The following is a 16,033-nucleotide window of genomic DNA, read 5'->3' as shown; positions in this document are numbered from 1 at the left end:
CCACCACCCGCCACCGACGACCCGCCACCGACGACCCCGCCACCGACGAGGACGGAAACACCCCATGGCAGACACCCGGACCCGGATCAGGGACTTCCTCAGCCGGCACATCCGCGACCGTTTCATCGGCGACGACGAGGACATCTTCGCCACCGGATACGTCAACTCCCTGTTCACCATGCAGCTCGTCCTCTTCGTCGAGCAGGAGTTCGGCCTGGAGGTGGAGGACGAGGACCTGGAACGGGCCAACTTCCGCTCCGTGAACGCCCTGACCGACTTCGTCACCCGCAAGCAGGCGGCCGTGTCCGCCACGGCGGAGCGGTGACCGGGGGCGCCCCGGAGGCGTCCCTCTGGGCGAAGGAGTACGGGCTCACCGACGAGCAGGCCAAGCACCAGCAGGAGTTCGCCGACTTCGCCGAGGAGCACGTCCGCCCGTACGCCGACCGGTGGGACGCGGCCGAGGAACTGCCCGGCGACGTCGTCCGCGCGCTCGCCGCCCGCGGCTGGCTCGGCTCGCCCGCCCCCGCCCGCCACGGCGGCCCGGGACACGACGCGGTGACCTTCGGCCTGCTCAACGAGGCCATGGGACACGCCTGTTCCTCCGTGCGCAGCCTGCTGACCGTGCACGGCATGGCGGTACAGGCGGTCAGCCGGTGGGGGAGCGCGGCGCTGCGGGAGCGCTGGCTGCCGCAGCTGACCTCGGGCCGCACGGTGGGCGCCTTCGCCCTCACCGAGCCGGAGGCCGGCTCGGACGCGGCGGACCTGCGCACCGCGGCCGAGGAGGTTCCCGGCGGCTACCGGCTCACCGGGACCAAGCGCTGGATCACCTTCGGCCGGATCGCGGGGGTCTACCTGCTCTTCGCCCGCGCCGAGGCCGGGGTCACCGCGTTCCTGGTGGCGCGGGACAGCCCGGGACTGCGGGTGGATCCGGTGGGCGGGCTGCTCGGCACCCGGGCCGCGATGACGGCGGAGCTCCGGCTCGACGGGTGCTTCGTGCCCGCCCGGGCCGTGGTGGGCCGGCCCGGGTTCGGCCTGGCCGCGGTCGCCGCCGCGGCGCTGGAATGGGGCCGGTACAGCGTCGCCTGGGGCTGCGCGGGACTGGCCCGGGCCTGTGTGGACGCCTCCGCGGCCTACGCCGTCTCGCGCACGCAGTTCGGCCGCCCGATCGGTGAGCACCAGCTGGTGCAGCGGATGCTCACCGAGATGGCGGTGGGCGCCCATGGCGCGCGGCTCGCCTGCCTGCACGCCGGCCGCCTGATGGACCTGCGCTCCCCGCAGGCGGTCCCGGCCGTGTGGAGCGCGAAGTACCTCGCCGCGGGCGCCGCGTTCCGCGCGGCCGCCGACGCCGTTCAGGTGCACGGCGCGAACGGCTGCGGCGCCGGCAGCCCGGTGCAGCGCCACCTGCGGGACGCCAAGGTCATGGAGATCATCGAGGGCACCACCGAGATCCAGCAGACCATCATCGCCCGGTCCGTGCTGGACCGGCAGCCCAACAGGACGGAGAAGGTCCATGACGGCCCGTGACGCCGTGAAGAAATGCCTGGTGTGGGACCTGGACAACACGGTCTGGGACGGGGTGCTCCTGGAGGGCGACCGGCTCACCCTGCGCGAGGGGGTCGCGGACACGCTGCGCACCCTGGACCGGCGCGGCATCCTGCACTCCGTCGCCAGCCGCAACGACCCCGAGCAGGCGCTCGCCAAGCTGCGGGAGTTCGGCCTCGACGAGTACTTCCTCCACCCGCAGATCGGCTGGCGGCCGAAGTCGCAGTCGGTGCGGGCGGTCGCCGGCGCGCTCGGCATCGGCGTCGACGCGCTCGCCTTCGTCGACGACGACCCGTTCGAACGCGGGGAGGTGGCCTTCGCGGTCCCGGAGGTGCTGTGCCTCGACGCGCGCGAGGTGGCCGGGCTGGCGGGGCGGCCGGAGTTCTCCCCCGCGTACGTCACCGAGGACGCGGGCAGGCGCCGGCAGATGTACCGGGCGGCGCAGCGCCGCACGACCGCCGAGGAGGCGTTCGACGGGCCGCAGGAGGGCTTCCTGGCGGGGCTGGACATGCGGCTGCGGGTCGCCGCGGCCCGCGCCGAGGACCTGCGGCGCGCCGAGGAACTGACCGTGCGCACACACCAGTTGAACGCGACCGGCCGGACCTATTCGTACGCCGAGCTGGACGCCTTCCGGACCTCGGACACCCACGAGCTGCTCGTCGTGGAGCTCACCGACCGCTTCGGCCCGTACGGCACCATCGGCCTGGTCCTGCTGGAGACCGGGGCCGACACGTGGACGCTGCGGCTGCTGCTGATGTCCTGCCGGGTGCTCTCCCGCGGCATCGGCGCCATCCTGGTCAACCTGCTGCGGCAGCGCGCCCGTGCGGCGGGCCGGCGGCTGCTGGCCGACTTCGTGCGCACGGACCGCAACCGGATGATGTACGTCGCCTACCGGCTGGGCGGCTTCCGCGAGGTGGGCCGGCAGAACGGGGTGCTCGTACTGGAGTCCGACCTGTCCGAGGTACCGCCACTGCCTGGCTACGTCACGCTGACCACCTCCTCGCGCCTGTGGCCCGACGCGATGCCGAGCGCGTGACCGCACCCGGGCCGGCTCCCCCTCACCGGCCCGGGTGCCGCTCACGCGGCCGCCGCTCGCCCACCTCCGCCGGCGTACGCCGTGGCGCCGACCGTGACGGGGGAACGCTGGAGCACGTCGACCCGGTCACGGCGGATGCGGTCACTACGCTGAGGGCGTGATCCCATCCGGCCGGCCGCGGCGTCGCACACCCCCGTGGTACGCGCTGATGGCGCTGGCATTCGCGGTGGTCATGGCGGGCACCACGCTGCCGACGCCCCTGTACGGCCTCTACCGCAGGGACATCGGGTTCTCCGAGTTCGTCGTGACGGTGGTGTTCGCCGTCTACGCCTGCGGTGTGATCGCCGCCCTGCTGATCGCGGGCTCGTTCTCGGACGTGCTGGGGCGACGGCCCGTGCTCATGGCGGGAATCGGCCTGTCGGTGATCAGCGCGGTGTGCTTCCTCACCGCCCGTGGGCTCACGCTTCTGTTCGTGGGGCGGGTGTTCTCGGGGTTCTCCGCGGGACTGTTCAGCGGCGCGGCCACGGCGGCCGTCATGGAGCTGGCGACGGCCGGGCAGCGCAGGCGGGCCGCCCTGGCCGCGACCGCGGCCAACATGGGCGGACTGGGGTGCGGGCCCGTGCTCGCCGGCCTGCTGGGGCAGTACGCCCCCCATCCGCTGCGGCTGGCGTTCGTGGTCGACCTCGCGCTCCTCGCGCTGTCCTGCGCCCTGGTGCTCGCGGCCCCGGAGACCGTTCCCCGGCAGGATCCGCGACCGCCGCTGCGGGCGCAGGGGATGGTGGTGCCGGCCCCGGCACGGGCGGTGTTCACCCCGGCGGCCGTCGCCGTGTTCGCGGGGTTCTGCGTGTTCGGGCTGTTCACGGCCGTCGCGCCGGCCTTCCTGGCGACGTACCTGGGAGTGCGCAACATCGCGGCTTCCGGCGCGGTCGTCACCTCCGCGTTCCTCGCGTCCCTCGTGGGGCAGTTCCTGACGGAGCGGCTCGGCGCGGCGAGGTCGCTGTCCCTCGGCTGTCTCGTCATGGTGGCCGGGCTGCTTCTGATCGGCGCGTCGCTGCTGGCCGGCGTGCTGGCACTGCTGGTCGGCGGAGCCGTGGTGAGCGGTCTGGGGCAGGGGCTGTCGTTCAGCAGCAGCGTCCGCGCGGTCAGCCGGGTCGCCCCCGCCGAGCAGCGCGGCGCCACCCTCTCGGCGCTGTTCGTGGCGGGTTACGTCGGGCTGTCCATTCCCGTCGTCGGGATCGGCGCCGTGACGCTGGGGCCGGGTCTGCGCGGCGCGGGAATCGCCTTCGTGGCGGCCTTGACCACGGTGGCCGCCGCGGTCGCCGTGTACCTGCTGCGCAGACCACTGCCCGTGCCGTGACCCGGCCCCTCCCCCGAGCAGCGTGACGACGCCCTTGTACGGGCCGGTCGTGGCGTCATCGGCATGGCCGGCCCGGAGACCGGGGAACCGCATTCGGCGCCCGGGCCGGCGAAACTCCGCACGGCCACGGGGCGGCTATTGTGCCCGGCGCCGCGGCCGGCCCCGAGAAAACCGCGCCTGCCGCGAATCATCGCAACCGTGTCCACGTCGTGTCCTCCCGGACTCGGGTATCCGGGAGGACACCACGGGTCGGCACTACGCGAGGCCCCCGTCCGACCAAGGAATACAACACCAACGCGGGGCGCCGCGGCAACTGTGATCAAGACAGTCCCGGGAGCGTCGAGTGACTTAAGGCGGATTACCGCTGTCGAGGACCGGCGCGCGCTGTGCGGCCGTTGTGCGCACGACCCGCCACCGGGCCGCCCTTCCGCGGTGCACAGGACCCGCCGACCGGACAACTGCCCAGGTGGGGCGGCCGGTCCATGCCCGGCAGGAGCCGCTCGGCGCACCGGAAACACGGCCGGGAATCCCTTGATTTAAGTCACTGGATTCCGCATCCCATTCCCCGCGCTTAAGTCACCGGGACGGCCCGGGACTCGCCCGGCGGACAATTTCCGCCTTCCGTCTCCGATGTCATGAATGCAGCCCGGTGGCAACAAGAATTACGTTGACTGGCGTGACACCCGCAGCTAGTGTTTGGCGTGACATCCGGTGCCAGCGCTTACGGCCGGCCGCGTTGCACAAACCGGCACCGGGGACCGCGCGGGTTCCGAGTATTCTCCGCGAAATGCGGCAGTGTCGCCGCATCGTATCGTATCTGCAAATCGCAGCCGGATACGCACCGCGCCGAGCTGCGATTTTCGCACTACAGGGGGAGCGGGAAATTGGAAACGCAACTCACCGGCCCGACGATCTCCGCGCTGCTCGGCGACAACGCGACGCGCCGGGGCGAGAAGACCGCGTACACCTTCCTCGACAACGGGCACGACGAGTCGCGGACGCTGACGTACCGCCAACTGGACGAGGCCGCGCGGGCGGTGGCCGTCCGGCTGCTGGAGTCGGTACGGCCTGGCGGCCGGGCGATGATCCTCGCCGCCGGCGGCGCCGACTTCGTCACCGCCTTCATGGCCTGCCAGCACGCGGGCGTCATCGCGGTTCCCGTGGCGCCTCCGCAACCGCCGCGCGATCCGCGCAAGGCGGCCACGCTGCGGGCCATCGCCCAGGACAGCGGGGCCGAGGTCGTGCTCACCGGCAGCGCGACGGACCTGCGCACCCCGGTCTGCGAGGTCGCGCCGGAGCTGGGCGCGCTGGAGTGGATCGACGTCGACACGATCGCGCCGTCGGCGGCGGCCGGGTTCCGGGCCCCCGCGATCGCCTCCGAGGACATCTCCTTCCTGCAGTACACCTCGGGCTCGACCTCACTGCCCAAGGGCGTGATGGTCAGCCACCGGGCGCTGCTGCGCAACGAGGAGATGTTCGCCCACATCATGGGGCTCGGCTCCGAGGACGTGATCGTCTCGTGGCTGCCGCTGTACCACGACATGGGCCTGATCGGCATGGTGCTGCAGAACCTCTACCTGGGCGCCCACATCGTGATGATGCCCCCCCTGGCCTTCGTGCAGCGCCCGTCGCGGTGGCTGCGGGCCATCACCCGCTACCGCGCCACCTTCACCGGCGCCCCGGACTTCGCCTACGACGCCTGCGTGCGCCGGATCCGGGAGGAGGACCGGGCCGAGTTCGACCTGAGCAGCCTGCGGGTCGCCTTCAGCGGCGCCGAGCCGATCCGCACCGCCACCCTGGAGTCGTTCGCCAAGGCCTACACGCCCTACGGCCTGGACCCCGGCGCGCTCATGTGCGCCTACGGCCTGGCCGAGGCCACACTGGTCGCCACCGGCACGGTGGCCGGCCAGGGGCCGACCACGCTGCCCGTCGACCGCGAGGCGCTGCGCGGCGGACGGATCGTGCCCGGCACCGACCACCTGATCGTCGGCGTCGGCAAGCCCAGGCTCAGCCGCGAGGTCCTCATCGTCGACCCCGAGACGCTGGCCCGTTGCGAACCCGGCCGGATCGGGGAGATCTGGCTGGCCGGCGCGGACATCCCGCCGGGCTACTGGCGCAACCCCGGGGCGACCGAGGAGACGTACCGGGCGTACACCTCCGACAGCGGAGCCGGTCCCTACCTGCGCACCGGTGACCTCGGCGGGCTGTACGACGGCGAGCTGTACATCACCGGCCGGCTCAAGGACCTCGTCATCGTCGGCGGCCGCAACCACTACCCGCAGGACATCGAGGCCACCGCCGAGGCCGCCCACCCCTGGGTCCGGTACAACTCCAGCGCCGCCTTCGCCGTCGAACGCGACGGCCGCGAACAGGTCGCCCTCGTCGTGGAGGTGCTGCGCCCCCAGGGCGCCAGACGGCACACCGGATCCGGCGAACGGGCGCCCGTACCCACCCTCGCGCAGATCAAGCGCGCGGTGACGGCGGCGGTGGCCGCCGAGCACGGCATCCAACTGGCCGACGTGCACATGGTGGTGCCGGGTTCGGTCGCGAGGACCTCCAGCGGCAAGATCCAGCGTCGCGCCAACCGCGCCGCCTACGAGAGCGGCCGGTTCACCCCGGCTCCCGAGCCCGCGAACCGTGCCCTCGGGAGGACGGCCTGATGGCGGATCAGCAGCCGATCAGGGACTGGCTCGTCGAGCGGATCGCCGCGCTCGCGGGCCTGCCCGCGGAGCAGGTGCCCACCGACGAGGCCTTCACCGAACTCGGACTGTCCTCGCTGCAGGCCGTCGAACTGTCCGAGGACCTGCGGTTACGCGCGGGCGTGGAGCTGGAGCCCACCGCCGCGTACGACCACCCCACGATCGACGCCATCGCCGCGCACGTCGCCGGCCTGCTGGACCGGGCGGCGAACCCGGCCGCCGCCCGCCCGCCGGCCCAGGCCGCGCCGCCCACCGCCGCGCCGCCCCACGCGGTGGAGCCGGCGGCGAGCGGCGCGCCCGTTCCCGTCGCCATCGTCGGGATCGGCTGCCGGGTACCCGGAGCGGACGGCCCCGGGGAGTTCTGGCGGCTGCTGCTGGCCGGCACCGACGCGGTCGGCGAGGTGCCCGCGAACCGCTGGGACGCGGACGCCTACTACGACCCCGACAAGGACGTCCCGGGCCGGATGAACACCCGCTGGGGCGGATTCCTCTCCGACGTCGAAGGCTTCGACGCCGACTTCTTCGGCGTCTCGCCCCGCGAGGCGGCCCGGATGGACCCGCAGCAGCGGCTCGCCCTGGAGACCGCCTGGGAGGCGCTGGAGGACGCGGGTGTCCCCGCCTCCGACCTGGCCGGTTCGCGGACCGGCGTCTACATGGGCGCGTCCACGTTCGACCACGGCACCGCCCTGTGGGGCACCCTGGAGGGCGCCCAGCCGTACGACGGGACCGGCGGCGCGCTGAGCATCGTCGCGAACCGCATCTCGTACATCCTCGACCTGCGCGGCCCCAGCATGGTGGTCGACACCGCCTGCTCCTCGTCGCTGGTGGCCGTGCACACCGCCTGCCAGGCGCTGCGGGACGGTGCGGCCGACCTCGCACTGGCCGGCGGCGTCAACGTCATCACCAGCCCGCGGATCGCGCTGAGCTTCAGCCAGGGCGGCCTGATGGCCGCCGACGGCCGCTGCAAGCCCTTCGACCACCGCGCCGACGGCTACGTCCGCAGCGAGGGCGTCGGCGTGATCGTCCTCAAGCCGCTGCCCAGGGCCGTCGCCGACGGCGACCGGATCTACGCGGTGATCCGCGGCGGCGCCGTCAACCAGGACGGCCGCACCAACGGCCTGACCGCGCCGGGCGGCCCCTCCCAGGAAGCCGTGCTGCGCGCCGCCTGCCGGTCCGCCGGGCTGTCCGGCGCCCACATCGGCTACGTGGAGGCGCACGGCACCGGCACCGCGGTGGGCGACCGGATCGAGGTGGCGGCGCTGGCGAAGGTGCTCGGCGAGGGCCGGCCCGCCGACCGGCCGCTGCGGATCGGCTCGGTGAAGTCCAACGTGGGCCACCTGGAGGCGGCGGCCGGGGTCACCGGCCTGATCAAGACCGCCCTGTCGCTGTACCACCGGCGGCTCCCGCCGACCGTGCACTTCGAGAAGCCCAACCCGCTGCTCGACCTGGACCGGATACCGGTGGCCGTGGTGGCGGACGCCCAGGAGTGGCCGCTGCGGCCCGACGGGACACCCGCCCCGGCCGGCGTCAGCTCGTTCGGGTTCGGCGGCACCAACTCCCACCTGGTGCTGGCCGCGGGCCCCAGCGCCACCGCCGAGCGGGAAGGGGGAGCCGCCACCGCCGCCCGGCCGCCGCTCCCCCTTCCCGGCACCCCGCCGCCGGCCGGCGGCCACGCGGGGGACAACCCCCGCCCGCTGCTCGTCCCGCTGTCCGCCCGGTCCGAGCAGGCCCTGCGCGAACGCGCCGCCGCCTGGTCCGCCGCGGCCCGGGCGCACGCCGGCGACCGGGACTGGGTCCGCCACGCGGCGGCCGCCGCGGCGCTGCGCGTGGACCACGCCCCGTACCGGGCCGCCGTGGTCGCCGCGGAGGGCGGCGAACTCGCCGACGCCATGGCCGCGCTGGCGGCCGGTGAGACGGCCGGCGCCGCGGCAGGACCGGGGCCGGCCGCCCGCCGGGCGCCGAAGGTCGCGCTCGTCTTCCCCGGCCAGGGCTCCCAGTGGCCCGGCATGGGCCGCCGGCTGGCCGCCACCGAGCCGGTCTTCCGCGAGGCGATACGGGAGGCCGACGCGGCGGTCGCCCGCCACCTGGGCCGGTCGCTGTGGAGCGACGAGCACGGCCTGGTCGTGGAGGGCACCGCCGCCGTGCAGCCCGCGCTGTTCGCCACCCAGGTGGCGCTCGCCGCCACATGGCGGGCCTGGGGGCTCGACGTCTGCGGCGTCATCGGGCACAGCATGGGCGAGATCGCCGCCGCGCACGCGGCGGGCGCCCTGTCCCTGGACGACGCCGCCCGGGTGGTGTGCGAACGCAGCCGCCTGCTCACCGGGATATCCGGTCGCGGCGGGCTCGCCCTGGTCGAGCTGAGCGCGGACGAGGCGGCCGGGCTGGTCGCCGGCCGGGAGCACGAGCTGTCCGTCGCGGCGCTCAACGGCCCCCGCGCCACGGTCCTGTCGGGCACCCCCGCGGCGCTGGAGGACGTCCTGGCCACGCTGGCGGCCCGCGGCGTGTTCGCCCGCCGCATCGCGGTGGAGTTCGCCGCGCACAGCCCGCAGGTCGAACCGTTCCAGCCGCGCCTGCGCGAGGCACTCGCCGGCCTGCGGCCCCGCGACGCCGACATCGAGCTGTACTCGACGGTGACCGGCGCCACCGTCCGGGGCCGCGAGCTCGGACCCGGGTACTGGGCCACCAACGTCCGCGCCACGGTGCGCTTCCACCCCGCGCTGGAACTGCTGGCCGCCGCCGGCTACGACGCCTTCGTGGAGATCGCGCCGCACCCGGTGCTGGCCCGGCCCGTCGCGGACCTGCTGGAGGAGCACGGCCGCCCCGACGCCCTGGTGGTGTCCTCCCTGCGCCGCGGCGAGGACGAGACGCGCCACCTGCTGGGCGCGCTCGGCACGCTGTACACCGCGGGCAGCCCGGTCCACTGGCCCGCGCTTTACCCGGGCGGGGCCGCGCACGTCCCGACCCCTCCGCACGGCTGGCGGCGCCGGCACTTCCCGATCGCCCGGCTCGACGGGCCCCGCGCGCCCGCCGCACCGCCCGCCGCCCCCGGCTCGCTGCTGGGCCCGCGGATCCCGGTCGGCGTGGAACCGTCGCTGAAACTGTGGCAGGTCGCCGTCGGCCACGAGCGGACACCCGAACTCCTCGACCACGTCGTCGAGGACGTCCCCGTCGTCGCGGGCGCGTACTGGCTCACCGCCGCCGCCCAGGCCGCCGCCGAGCTGTCCGGCGGCGAACCCGTCGTCCTGCGCGACGTCGGCTTCTCCCAGCCGTACGCCCTCCGGGAAGGGCAGGAGGACGTCGTGCAGTTGAGCGTCCGCCCCGGCGCGGACGGGCGGGAGCGGTTCACCGTCACCTCCTGCCCGCCGCACGGCCGGCCGACAACCCACGCGCACGGCGTCGTCGGCGGCGCCGCGGACCGGACGCCACCCGGTGACGGCCTCGCCGCCATCACCGCCAGGTGCGCGACCGCCAAGCCGGTCGACGCCCAGTACGCCCTGCTGGAAGGCGCCGGACTGCGCTACGGCCCCCGCTTCCGGGCGCTGCGCGAGCTGTACGCGGCCGACGGCGAGGCGCTCGCCCGCTTCCGCCTTCCCGAGGGCCTGCCCGCCGCCGCGCCGCCGCTGCACCCGGCGCTGCTCGACTCGTGCCTGCACACCGTGTCCGCCGCCACCGGGCGGGTCGGGCGTGAGGGATCGCTGCCGCTGCCGGTCGGCGCCGACCTGGTGCGGGCGGAATCGGCGGGACCGGCGCTGACCGAGGGCTGGTGCCACGCCCGGGTCCGCGAGGCCGACGACCGCACCATCACCGCCGACGTCACCGTCTTCGACACCGAAGGCGTCCCCGTGTGGTCCGCGACCGGCTTCCGCGTCCGCATGACCCGGCCCCGGCGGCGCCCCGAGGACGGCCGCGTGTACGACGTGCGCTGGCAGCCGTACGAACCGGGCGCCCCCGCGGCGGACTGCGGCGACTGGCTGGTCCTCGCCGACGACGAGCGCCTGTCCGCGGCCCTGGGCTCGCTGGTGACCCGAAGCGGCGGCCGGGTCGTGGCGGTGTCCGGCCGCCGGGCCGGGGCGCGCGGCGCGCAGGCAGCACGGTACGAGCCGCTGCTCGACCGGGCGCGAGCCGCCGCGGGGGGAGAGCTGCGCGGCGTCATCGACGCGCGGGCGGTCGTGCCGGAACCGTCCGTACGGCAGGAGGAGTCCGATGGCCGAGGCCAGGACGCCGGGCGAGCGGTGCACGCGCCGGAAAGCGCGGACCCGGTGGCGCAACTGCGTCTACGGGCCCAGGACGCGCTGGGACTGGCGAAGGCGGTCGCCGGGCACGCCTGGGAGGCGGCCGCACCCCGGCTGTGGCTGCTGACCACGGGCACCCAGGCGCAGCCCGGCCCGTCGGATCCGCGGGCGCCGGCCGCGGCCGTGCTGTGGGGCCTGGGCCGGGTGTTCTCCAACGAGTTCCCCGAGTCCGGGTGCACCCTGGTCGACCTGGACCGGGCCGCCCCCGACGCCGACCTTGCGCCCCTGGGCGCCGCGCTGCGCGCGGCCGAGCCGCCGCAGCAGGTCGCCGTACGGGACGGCCGCCTGTTCGCCCCGGTCCTGGCGGAGGCGCCGCGCGCGCCCGCCGCGCGGCCCCCGGCGGTGCGGGCGGACCGGACGTACGTCCTGACCGGCGGTCTGGGCGCGCTGGGCCTGCGGGTCGCGCGGCACCTCGTGGAGAACGGGGCGCGGCGGCTGCTCCTGCTGGGCCGCGGCGCCCCGTCCGCCGAGGCCGCGCGGCGGATCGCCGAACTGACCGCGGCGGGCTGCGAGGTGCGCACCGCCCAGGCGGACGCCGCCGACCGGGAGCAGGTACGGGCCGCGCTGTCCGGCCCCGGGACGCGGGTGCCCATCGGCGGCGTCGTGCACCTGGCCGGTGTCCTGGAGGACGCCCTGCTGCCTGACCTGACGGGCGACGCCCTGGACCGGGCGCTGGCGGGCAAGGCGGCGGGCGCCTGGCACCTGCACGAACTGACCCGCGACGAGCCGGTGGAGATGTTCGTGCTGTTCTCCTCGCTCGCCGGGATCATCGGCTCACCCGGACAAGGCGCCTATGCGGCGGCGAACGCCTTCCTGGACGCCCTCGCCCGGCGGCGCGCAGCGGCGGGGCTGCCCGCGCAGAGCCTGGACTGGGGGCCCTGGGCGGGGGACACCCTCGCCGCCGCCGGCGGGGACCTGGACCGGCTGGCCGCGCGCGGTGTCCCGCCGCTCGACCCGGACACCGCGATCGCCCTGTTCGACGAGGCGCTGCGCGGCGGACGGCCGCATCTGGTGGTGTCCGCCTTCGCGCCGGCCGGACTCGCGGGCGCGGGCGGCTGGAGCGCGGCACGCGGCCTGCTCGCGCCGCTGCTGCCGGGCGCCGGACCCGCCGGAGCCGGCCAGGGACCCTCGGCGGCGGCCGGGCGCGGCACGGTACGCGCGCGGATCGCCGCGCTGGGCTCGGAGCCGGAGCGCCGGCACGCGATGCTCGGGTTCCTCACCGAGCAGGTGCGCCAGGTGCTGGGAGCGCGCGAGGGCGCCGTCCAGGCGGACGTCCCCTTCCAGAGCCTCGGCTTCGACTCGCTGATGGCGATCGAACTGCGCGGCCGGCTGGAGGCGGCGCTGGACCTGAAGCTGTCCGCGACCCTCGTCTACGCCCACCCCACCGCCGACGCGCTGACCGAGCAGTTGCTCACCCGTCTCGGGCCCGGGCCGTCCGGAACCCCCGCCCCCGGAACCGCGGGTACGGCCCCCGCCCCCGGAACCCCCGGGCCGGCCCCCGCCCCCGGGCCCGTACCGGACGGCGGGCACACCCCGGCCGGCCCGGAGGACGACCTCGCGGGACTCGACGACGCGGAAGTGGCGGCCCTGCTCGCCGCGGAACTGGACGCCTTGGACGCGGACGGGAAGGAGACGCGATGACGACCGCGACCGACCAGCGCCGGCTGCTGGAGCAGGCACTGCGCCAGGTGCGCGAGGCCCGGGCCCGCGTGGACCGGGCCGAGCGCGCCCGCAGGGAGCCGGTGGCCGTCGTCGGGGCGGCGGTCCGCGCGCCCGGCGGCGTCGAGGACATGGACGGCCTGTGGCGGCTGCTGAGCGAGGGCACCGACACCGTGACGCCGTGGCGCGACGACCCGACCGGCCGCCGGGACGGCTCGGCGGGACGCGACACCGGCCGCTGGGCCGGGCTCCTGTCGCGGATCGACGGCTTCGACGCGGAGTTCTTCGGCATCGGTTCCGACGAGGCCGACCACATGGACCCGCAGCAAAGGCTGCTGCTGGAAGCCGCATGGGAGGCCGTCGAGGACGCGGGGATCCCCGCCGAGACCCTCAAGGACCGCACCACCGGGGTGTTCCTCGGCATCTACGGCTCCGACTACCTGGGCTTCCAGCTGTCCGGCCAGGCCGGGATCAGCGCCTACACCGCGCCCGGCGGCACCCACAGCATCGCCGCCAACCGGCTGTCCTACCTGCTGGACCTGCACGGGCCGAGCATGGCGGTCGACACCGCGTGCTCCTCGTCGCTGGTCGCCCTGCACCTGGCCGTCCAGTCACTTCGCAACGGCGAGTGCGACGCGGCCCTGGTCGGCGGCGTCAACCTGGTCCTGGCGGAGTCGACGATGTCGGCCACCGAGAAGGTGCTCCCGATGGCGTCGGGCGGCCGCTGCCGGGCGTTCGACGCCGACGCGGACGGCATCGTCCGCGCCGAGGGCTGCGGGGTCGTGCTGCTGGAGAAGCTGGACGAGGCGCTGGCCCGGGGCCACCGGATCAGGGCCGTGGTGCGCGGCTCGGCCGTCAACCACAACGGCCGCACCAACGGGCTGACCGCGCCCAGCCCGCGCGGGCAGGCCGAACTGCTGCGCCGCGCCCTGGCCGACGCCGCGGCCGACCCGGCGGACGTGTCGTACGTGGAGGCGCACGGCACCGGCACCCGCCTGGGCGACCCGATCGAGGCCGAGGCCATCCGCCAGGTCTACGGGACCGGGCCGCTGCCGTGCGCGATCGGCTCGGTGAAGACCAACTTCGGCCACCAGGAGGCCGCGGCCGGGATCATCGGCCTGCTCAAGACCGTGCTCGTGCTCGACCGCCGCCAAGTGCCGCCCACGCTGCACCTGGACCGGCTCAACCCGGAGATCGACCTGGACGGCTCCCGGCTGACCGTGCCGACCGCGCTGACCGGACTCGCCGGCCGGGACCGGCCGCTGGCCGCCGTCAGCTCCTTCGGCTTCGGCGGCGCGAACGTCCACGTGGTGCTCCAGGCCGCGCCGCCGCGGGAGCCGGCCCCCGCGGCGGCCGCACCGGTCCGCGACCGCCTGCTGCTGCCGCTGTCGGCCCGCAGCGCCGCCGCGCTCGGGCAGTTGGCCGCGGCCTACGCCGACCGCCTGGACGGCCCCGGCCTCCAGGACGCGCGGGAGGCCGCCCGGCTCTGCGCGGCGGCGGCGAACGGCCGCAGCCACCACCCGTACCGGCTGTGCGCGAGTGCGGCGGACGCCGCCGGGCTCGCGGCCGAACTCCGCTCGGCCCGCACGGAGTTCCTCCGTCCGCAGCCGCCGGGCCGCCGGATCGCCTTCGTCTTCGGCGGACAGGGCACCCAGTGGGCCGGCATGGGCCGTGACCTGCTGGCCCGCGAGCCGGTGGTGCTGGCCGAGGCCGAGGCCTGCGACGCCGTGGTGCGCGAGCTGGCCGGCTGGTCGGTCCTGGAGGAGCTGCGGGCGCCCGCCGGGGCCGACCGGCCGGACCGTACGGAGATGGCCCAAGTGTGCATCGCGGTCCTCCAGTTGGGGCTGGTGGCGCTGTGGCGCTCGTGGGGAGTGCGGCCGCAGGCAGTGGCCGGGCACAGCATGGGCGAGATCGTCGCCGCGTGCGTGGCCGGGGCACTGGACCGGCGGCAGGCGCTGGAACTCCTCGTCGTACGGGCGCGGATCACCGAGGCGGGCGCCCGCGGCGGCGCCATGTCGGGGATCGCGCTGCCCGCGGCCCGTGTGGAGGAACTGGTCGCCGGGGCCGGCGGGCGGATCGCGGTGGCCGCGGTGAACGGGCCGCGGTCCACCGTGGTCGCGGGCGACCCGGACCGGGTGGAGGCGGTGGAGGCGGCCGCGGCCGTGCTGGGCGCCAGGGTGCGGCGGCTGCCGGTCGCGTACGCCTTCCACAGTCCGCTGCTGGACGGCCGGGACACCGAACTCGCCGACGCCGCACGGCATCTGGTGCCGGGCGCGGGCGACCTGCCGCAGTACTCGACGGTGACCGGCGGCCGGATACGCCCGGCCGACCTCACCCCGGAGCACTGGGGCCGCAACCTGCGCGGGGCCGTCCTGTTCGCGGACGCGGTCCGGGCGATGGCCGACGACGGCATCACCGGCTTCGTGGAGATCGGCCCGCACCCGGCGCTCGTCCGCGACATCCTCGCGACGGTCGAGGACCGCGTCCCCTCGCCCGTCGTGGTCGGCTCCCTGCGGCGGGACAGGCCGGCCGGGACCGCCCTGGACGCCGCGCTCGCCGGCCTCTACCGCGGCGGCGCCGACCCGAGCTGGGACACGGTGCTGCCGCCGCCGGACCGCCCGGTGGCCCTGCCCGCGTACCCCTGGCAGCGCCGACGGCACTGGCTCGCGCCGCGGTCCGCCCCGGCGCCCGCCGCCCCGGCGCCCGCCGCCCAGGACCCGGCGCGGCAGGACGACCCGAGCCACGAGCACGACGAGCACCACGAGCGGCACGAGTCGGCGCCGCTCGCCGCAGCCTCCCCCGCGGAGCCGGCGGAGAACCTGGAACGGTACGTCCGGCGGCAACTGGCCGACGCCCTCGACCTGCCGGACGGCTCGGCGCTGCCGCCGGACGGCTCCCTGGAGTCCCTGGGCCTGAACTCGCTGATGATCGTCGAGCTGAAGAACCGCATCGAGCGCGACTTCGCGGTCGCGGTGCCCCTCCAGGCGCTGCTGGAGGGCGGCGGCATCGACGGCCTCGTCCGCACCGTCGCCGAGAGCCTGGCGGCGGACACCGTCACCGTCGAGGGAAGGGGGGCTCGATGAACGGACACGGCGACGACGCGGCGGGGACCGAGTGGAGGGCCGCGGGCGGGACGGCCGCCGCGCCTGCCGGGGGCGCGCTGTCCCGCACGGTCCCGCGGCCCGGGGCGCGGCTGCGCCTGGCCGACCACACCGAACTCGCGCTCGGGGTCGTCCGCCGGCGGCTCTCCGGCGCGCCGGCCGCCGATCGGTGACGCCCCCGCGGGACAACCGCCCCGCCGACGACAGCCGCGCCCCCGCCACCCCAGCCACCCCCGATGTCCCCGCGGCGGCCGAGCGGCGCACGACGACAGCACGACACCCGCCGGCCCGGCCCGGGCGGGTGAGGGCACGACCCGCCGCGCCGGACGCCGGCGGGGCCGACGCAG

General features: G+C 75.9%; 8 protein-coding genes. All 8 read left to right on the top strand.

Annotated features, from left to right (window positions below):
• Nucleotides 1-64 precede the first annotated feature (64 nt).
• Entirely contained in the window at nucleotides 65-325 is a 261-nt protein-coding gene (locus K7G61_RS24380) for a phosphopantetheine-binding protein (RefSeq protein WP_225849098.1), read from the top strand.
• Complete coding sequence (locus K7G61_RS37030) at nucleotides 322-1,524, top strand: acyl-CoA dehydrogenase family protein (RefSeq protein WP_225849097.1); 1,203 nt, start codon at nucleotides 322-324, stop codon at nucleotides 1,522-1,524. The genes K7G61_RS24380 and K7G61_RS37030 overlap by 4 nt, the downstream gene beginning before the upstream one ends.
• Nucleotides 1,511-2,578, top strand: a complete 1,068-nt coding sequence (locus tag K7G61_RS24370; protein WP_225849096.1) for an HAD family hydrolase — start codon at nucleotides 1,511-1,513, stop codon at nucleotides 2,576-2,578. Before K7G61_RS37030 ends, K7G61_RS24370 begins: the two co-directional genes overlap by 14 nt.
• Before the next feature lie 208 nt (nucleotides 2,579-2,786).
• Nucleotides 2,787-3,935: an MFS transporter gene (locus K7G61_RS24365; protein ID WP_225849095.1), complete on the top strand. Its 1,149-nt coding sequence runs from the start codon at nucleotides 2,787-2,789 to the stop codon at nucleotides 3,933-3,935.
• Between the two features lie 884 nt (nucleotides 3,936-4,819).
• Nucleotides 4,820-6,595 carry a fatty acyl-AMP ligase gene (locus tag K7G61_RS24360; protein ID WP_225849094.1) on the top strand — a complete coding sequence of 592 codons (1,776 nt, stop codon included), beginning with the start codon at nucleotides 4,820-4,822 and terminating at the stop codon, nucleotides 6,593-6,595.
• A complete protein-coding gene (locus tag K7G61_RS24355) occupies nucleotides 6,595-12,567 on the top strand; it encodes a type I polyketide synthase (protein WP_225849093.1) in 5,973 nt (1,990 codons plus the stop codon). The genes K7G61_RS24360 and K7G61_RS24355 overlap by 1 nt, the downstream gene beginning before the upstream one ends.
• A complete protein-coding gene (locus K7G61_RS24350) occupies nucleotides 12,564-15,668 on the top strand; it encodes a type I polyketide synthase (RefSeq protein ID WP_225849092.1) in 3,105 nt (1,034 codons plus the stop codon). Before K7G61_RS24355 ends, K7G61_RS24350 begins: the two co-directional genes overlap by 4 nt.
• Complete coding sequence (locus tag K7G61_RS24345; protein WP_225849091.1) at nucleotides 15,665-15,859, top strand: hypothetical protein; 195 nt, start codon at nucleotides 15,665-15,667, stop codon at nucleotides 15,857-15,859. The genes K7G61_RS24350 and K7G61_RS24345 overlap by 4 nt, the downstream gene beginning before the upstream one ends.
• The last annotated feature ends 174 nt before the right edge of the window (nucleotides 15,860-16,033 follow it).

The organism is Streptomyces sp. HPF1205, from assembly GCF_020400825.1.
Taxonomy (GTDB): Bacteria; Actinomycetota; Actinomycetes; order Streptomycetales; family Streptomycetaceae; genus Actinacidiphila.
Note: the sequence above shows the minus strand (reverse complement) of the source record. Positions and strands in the feature narration are given on the sequence as shown.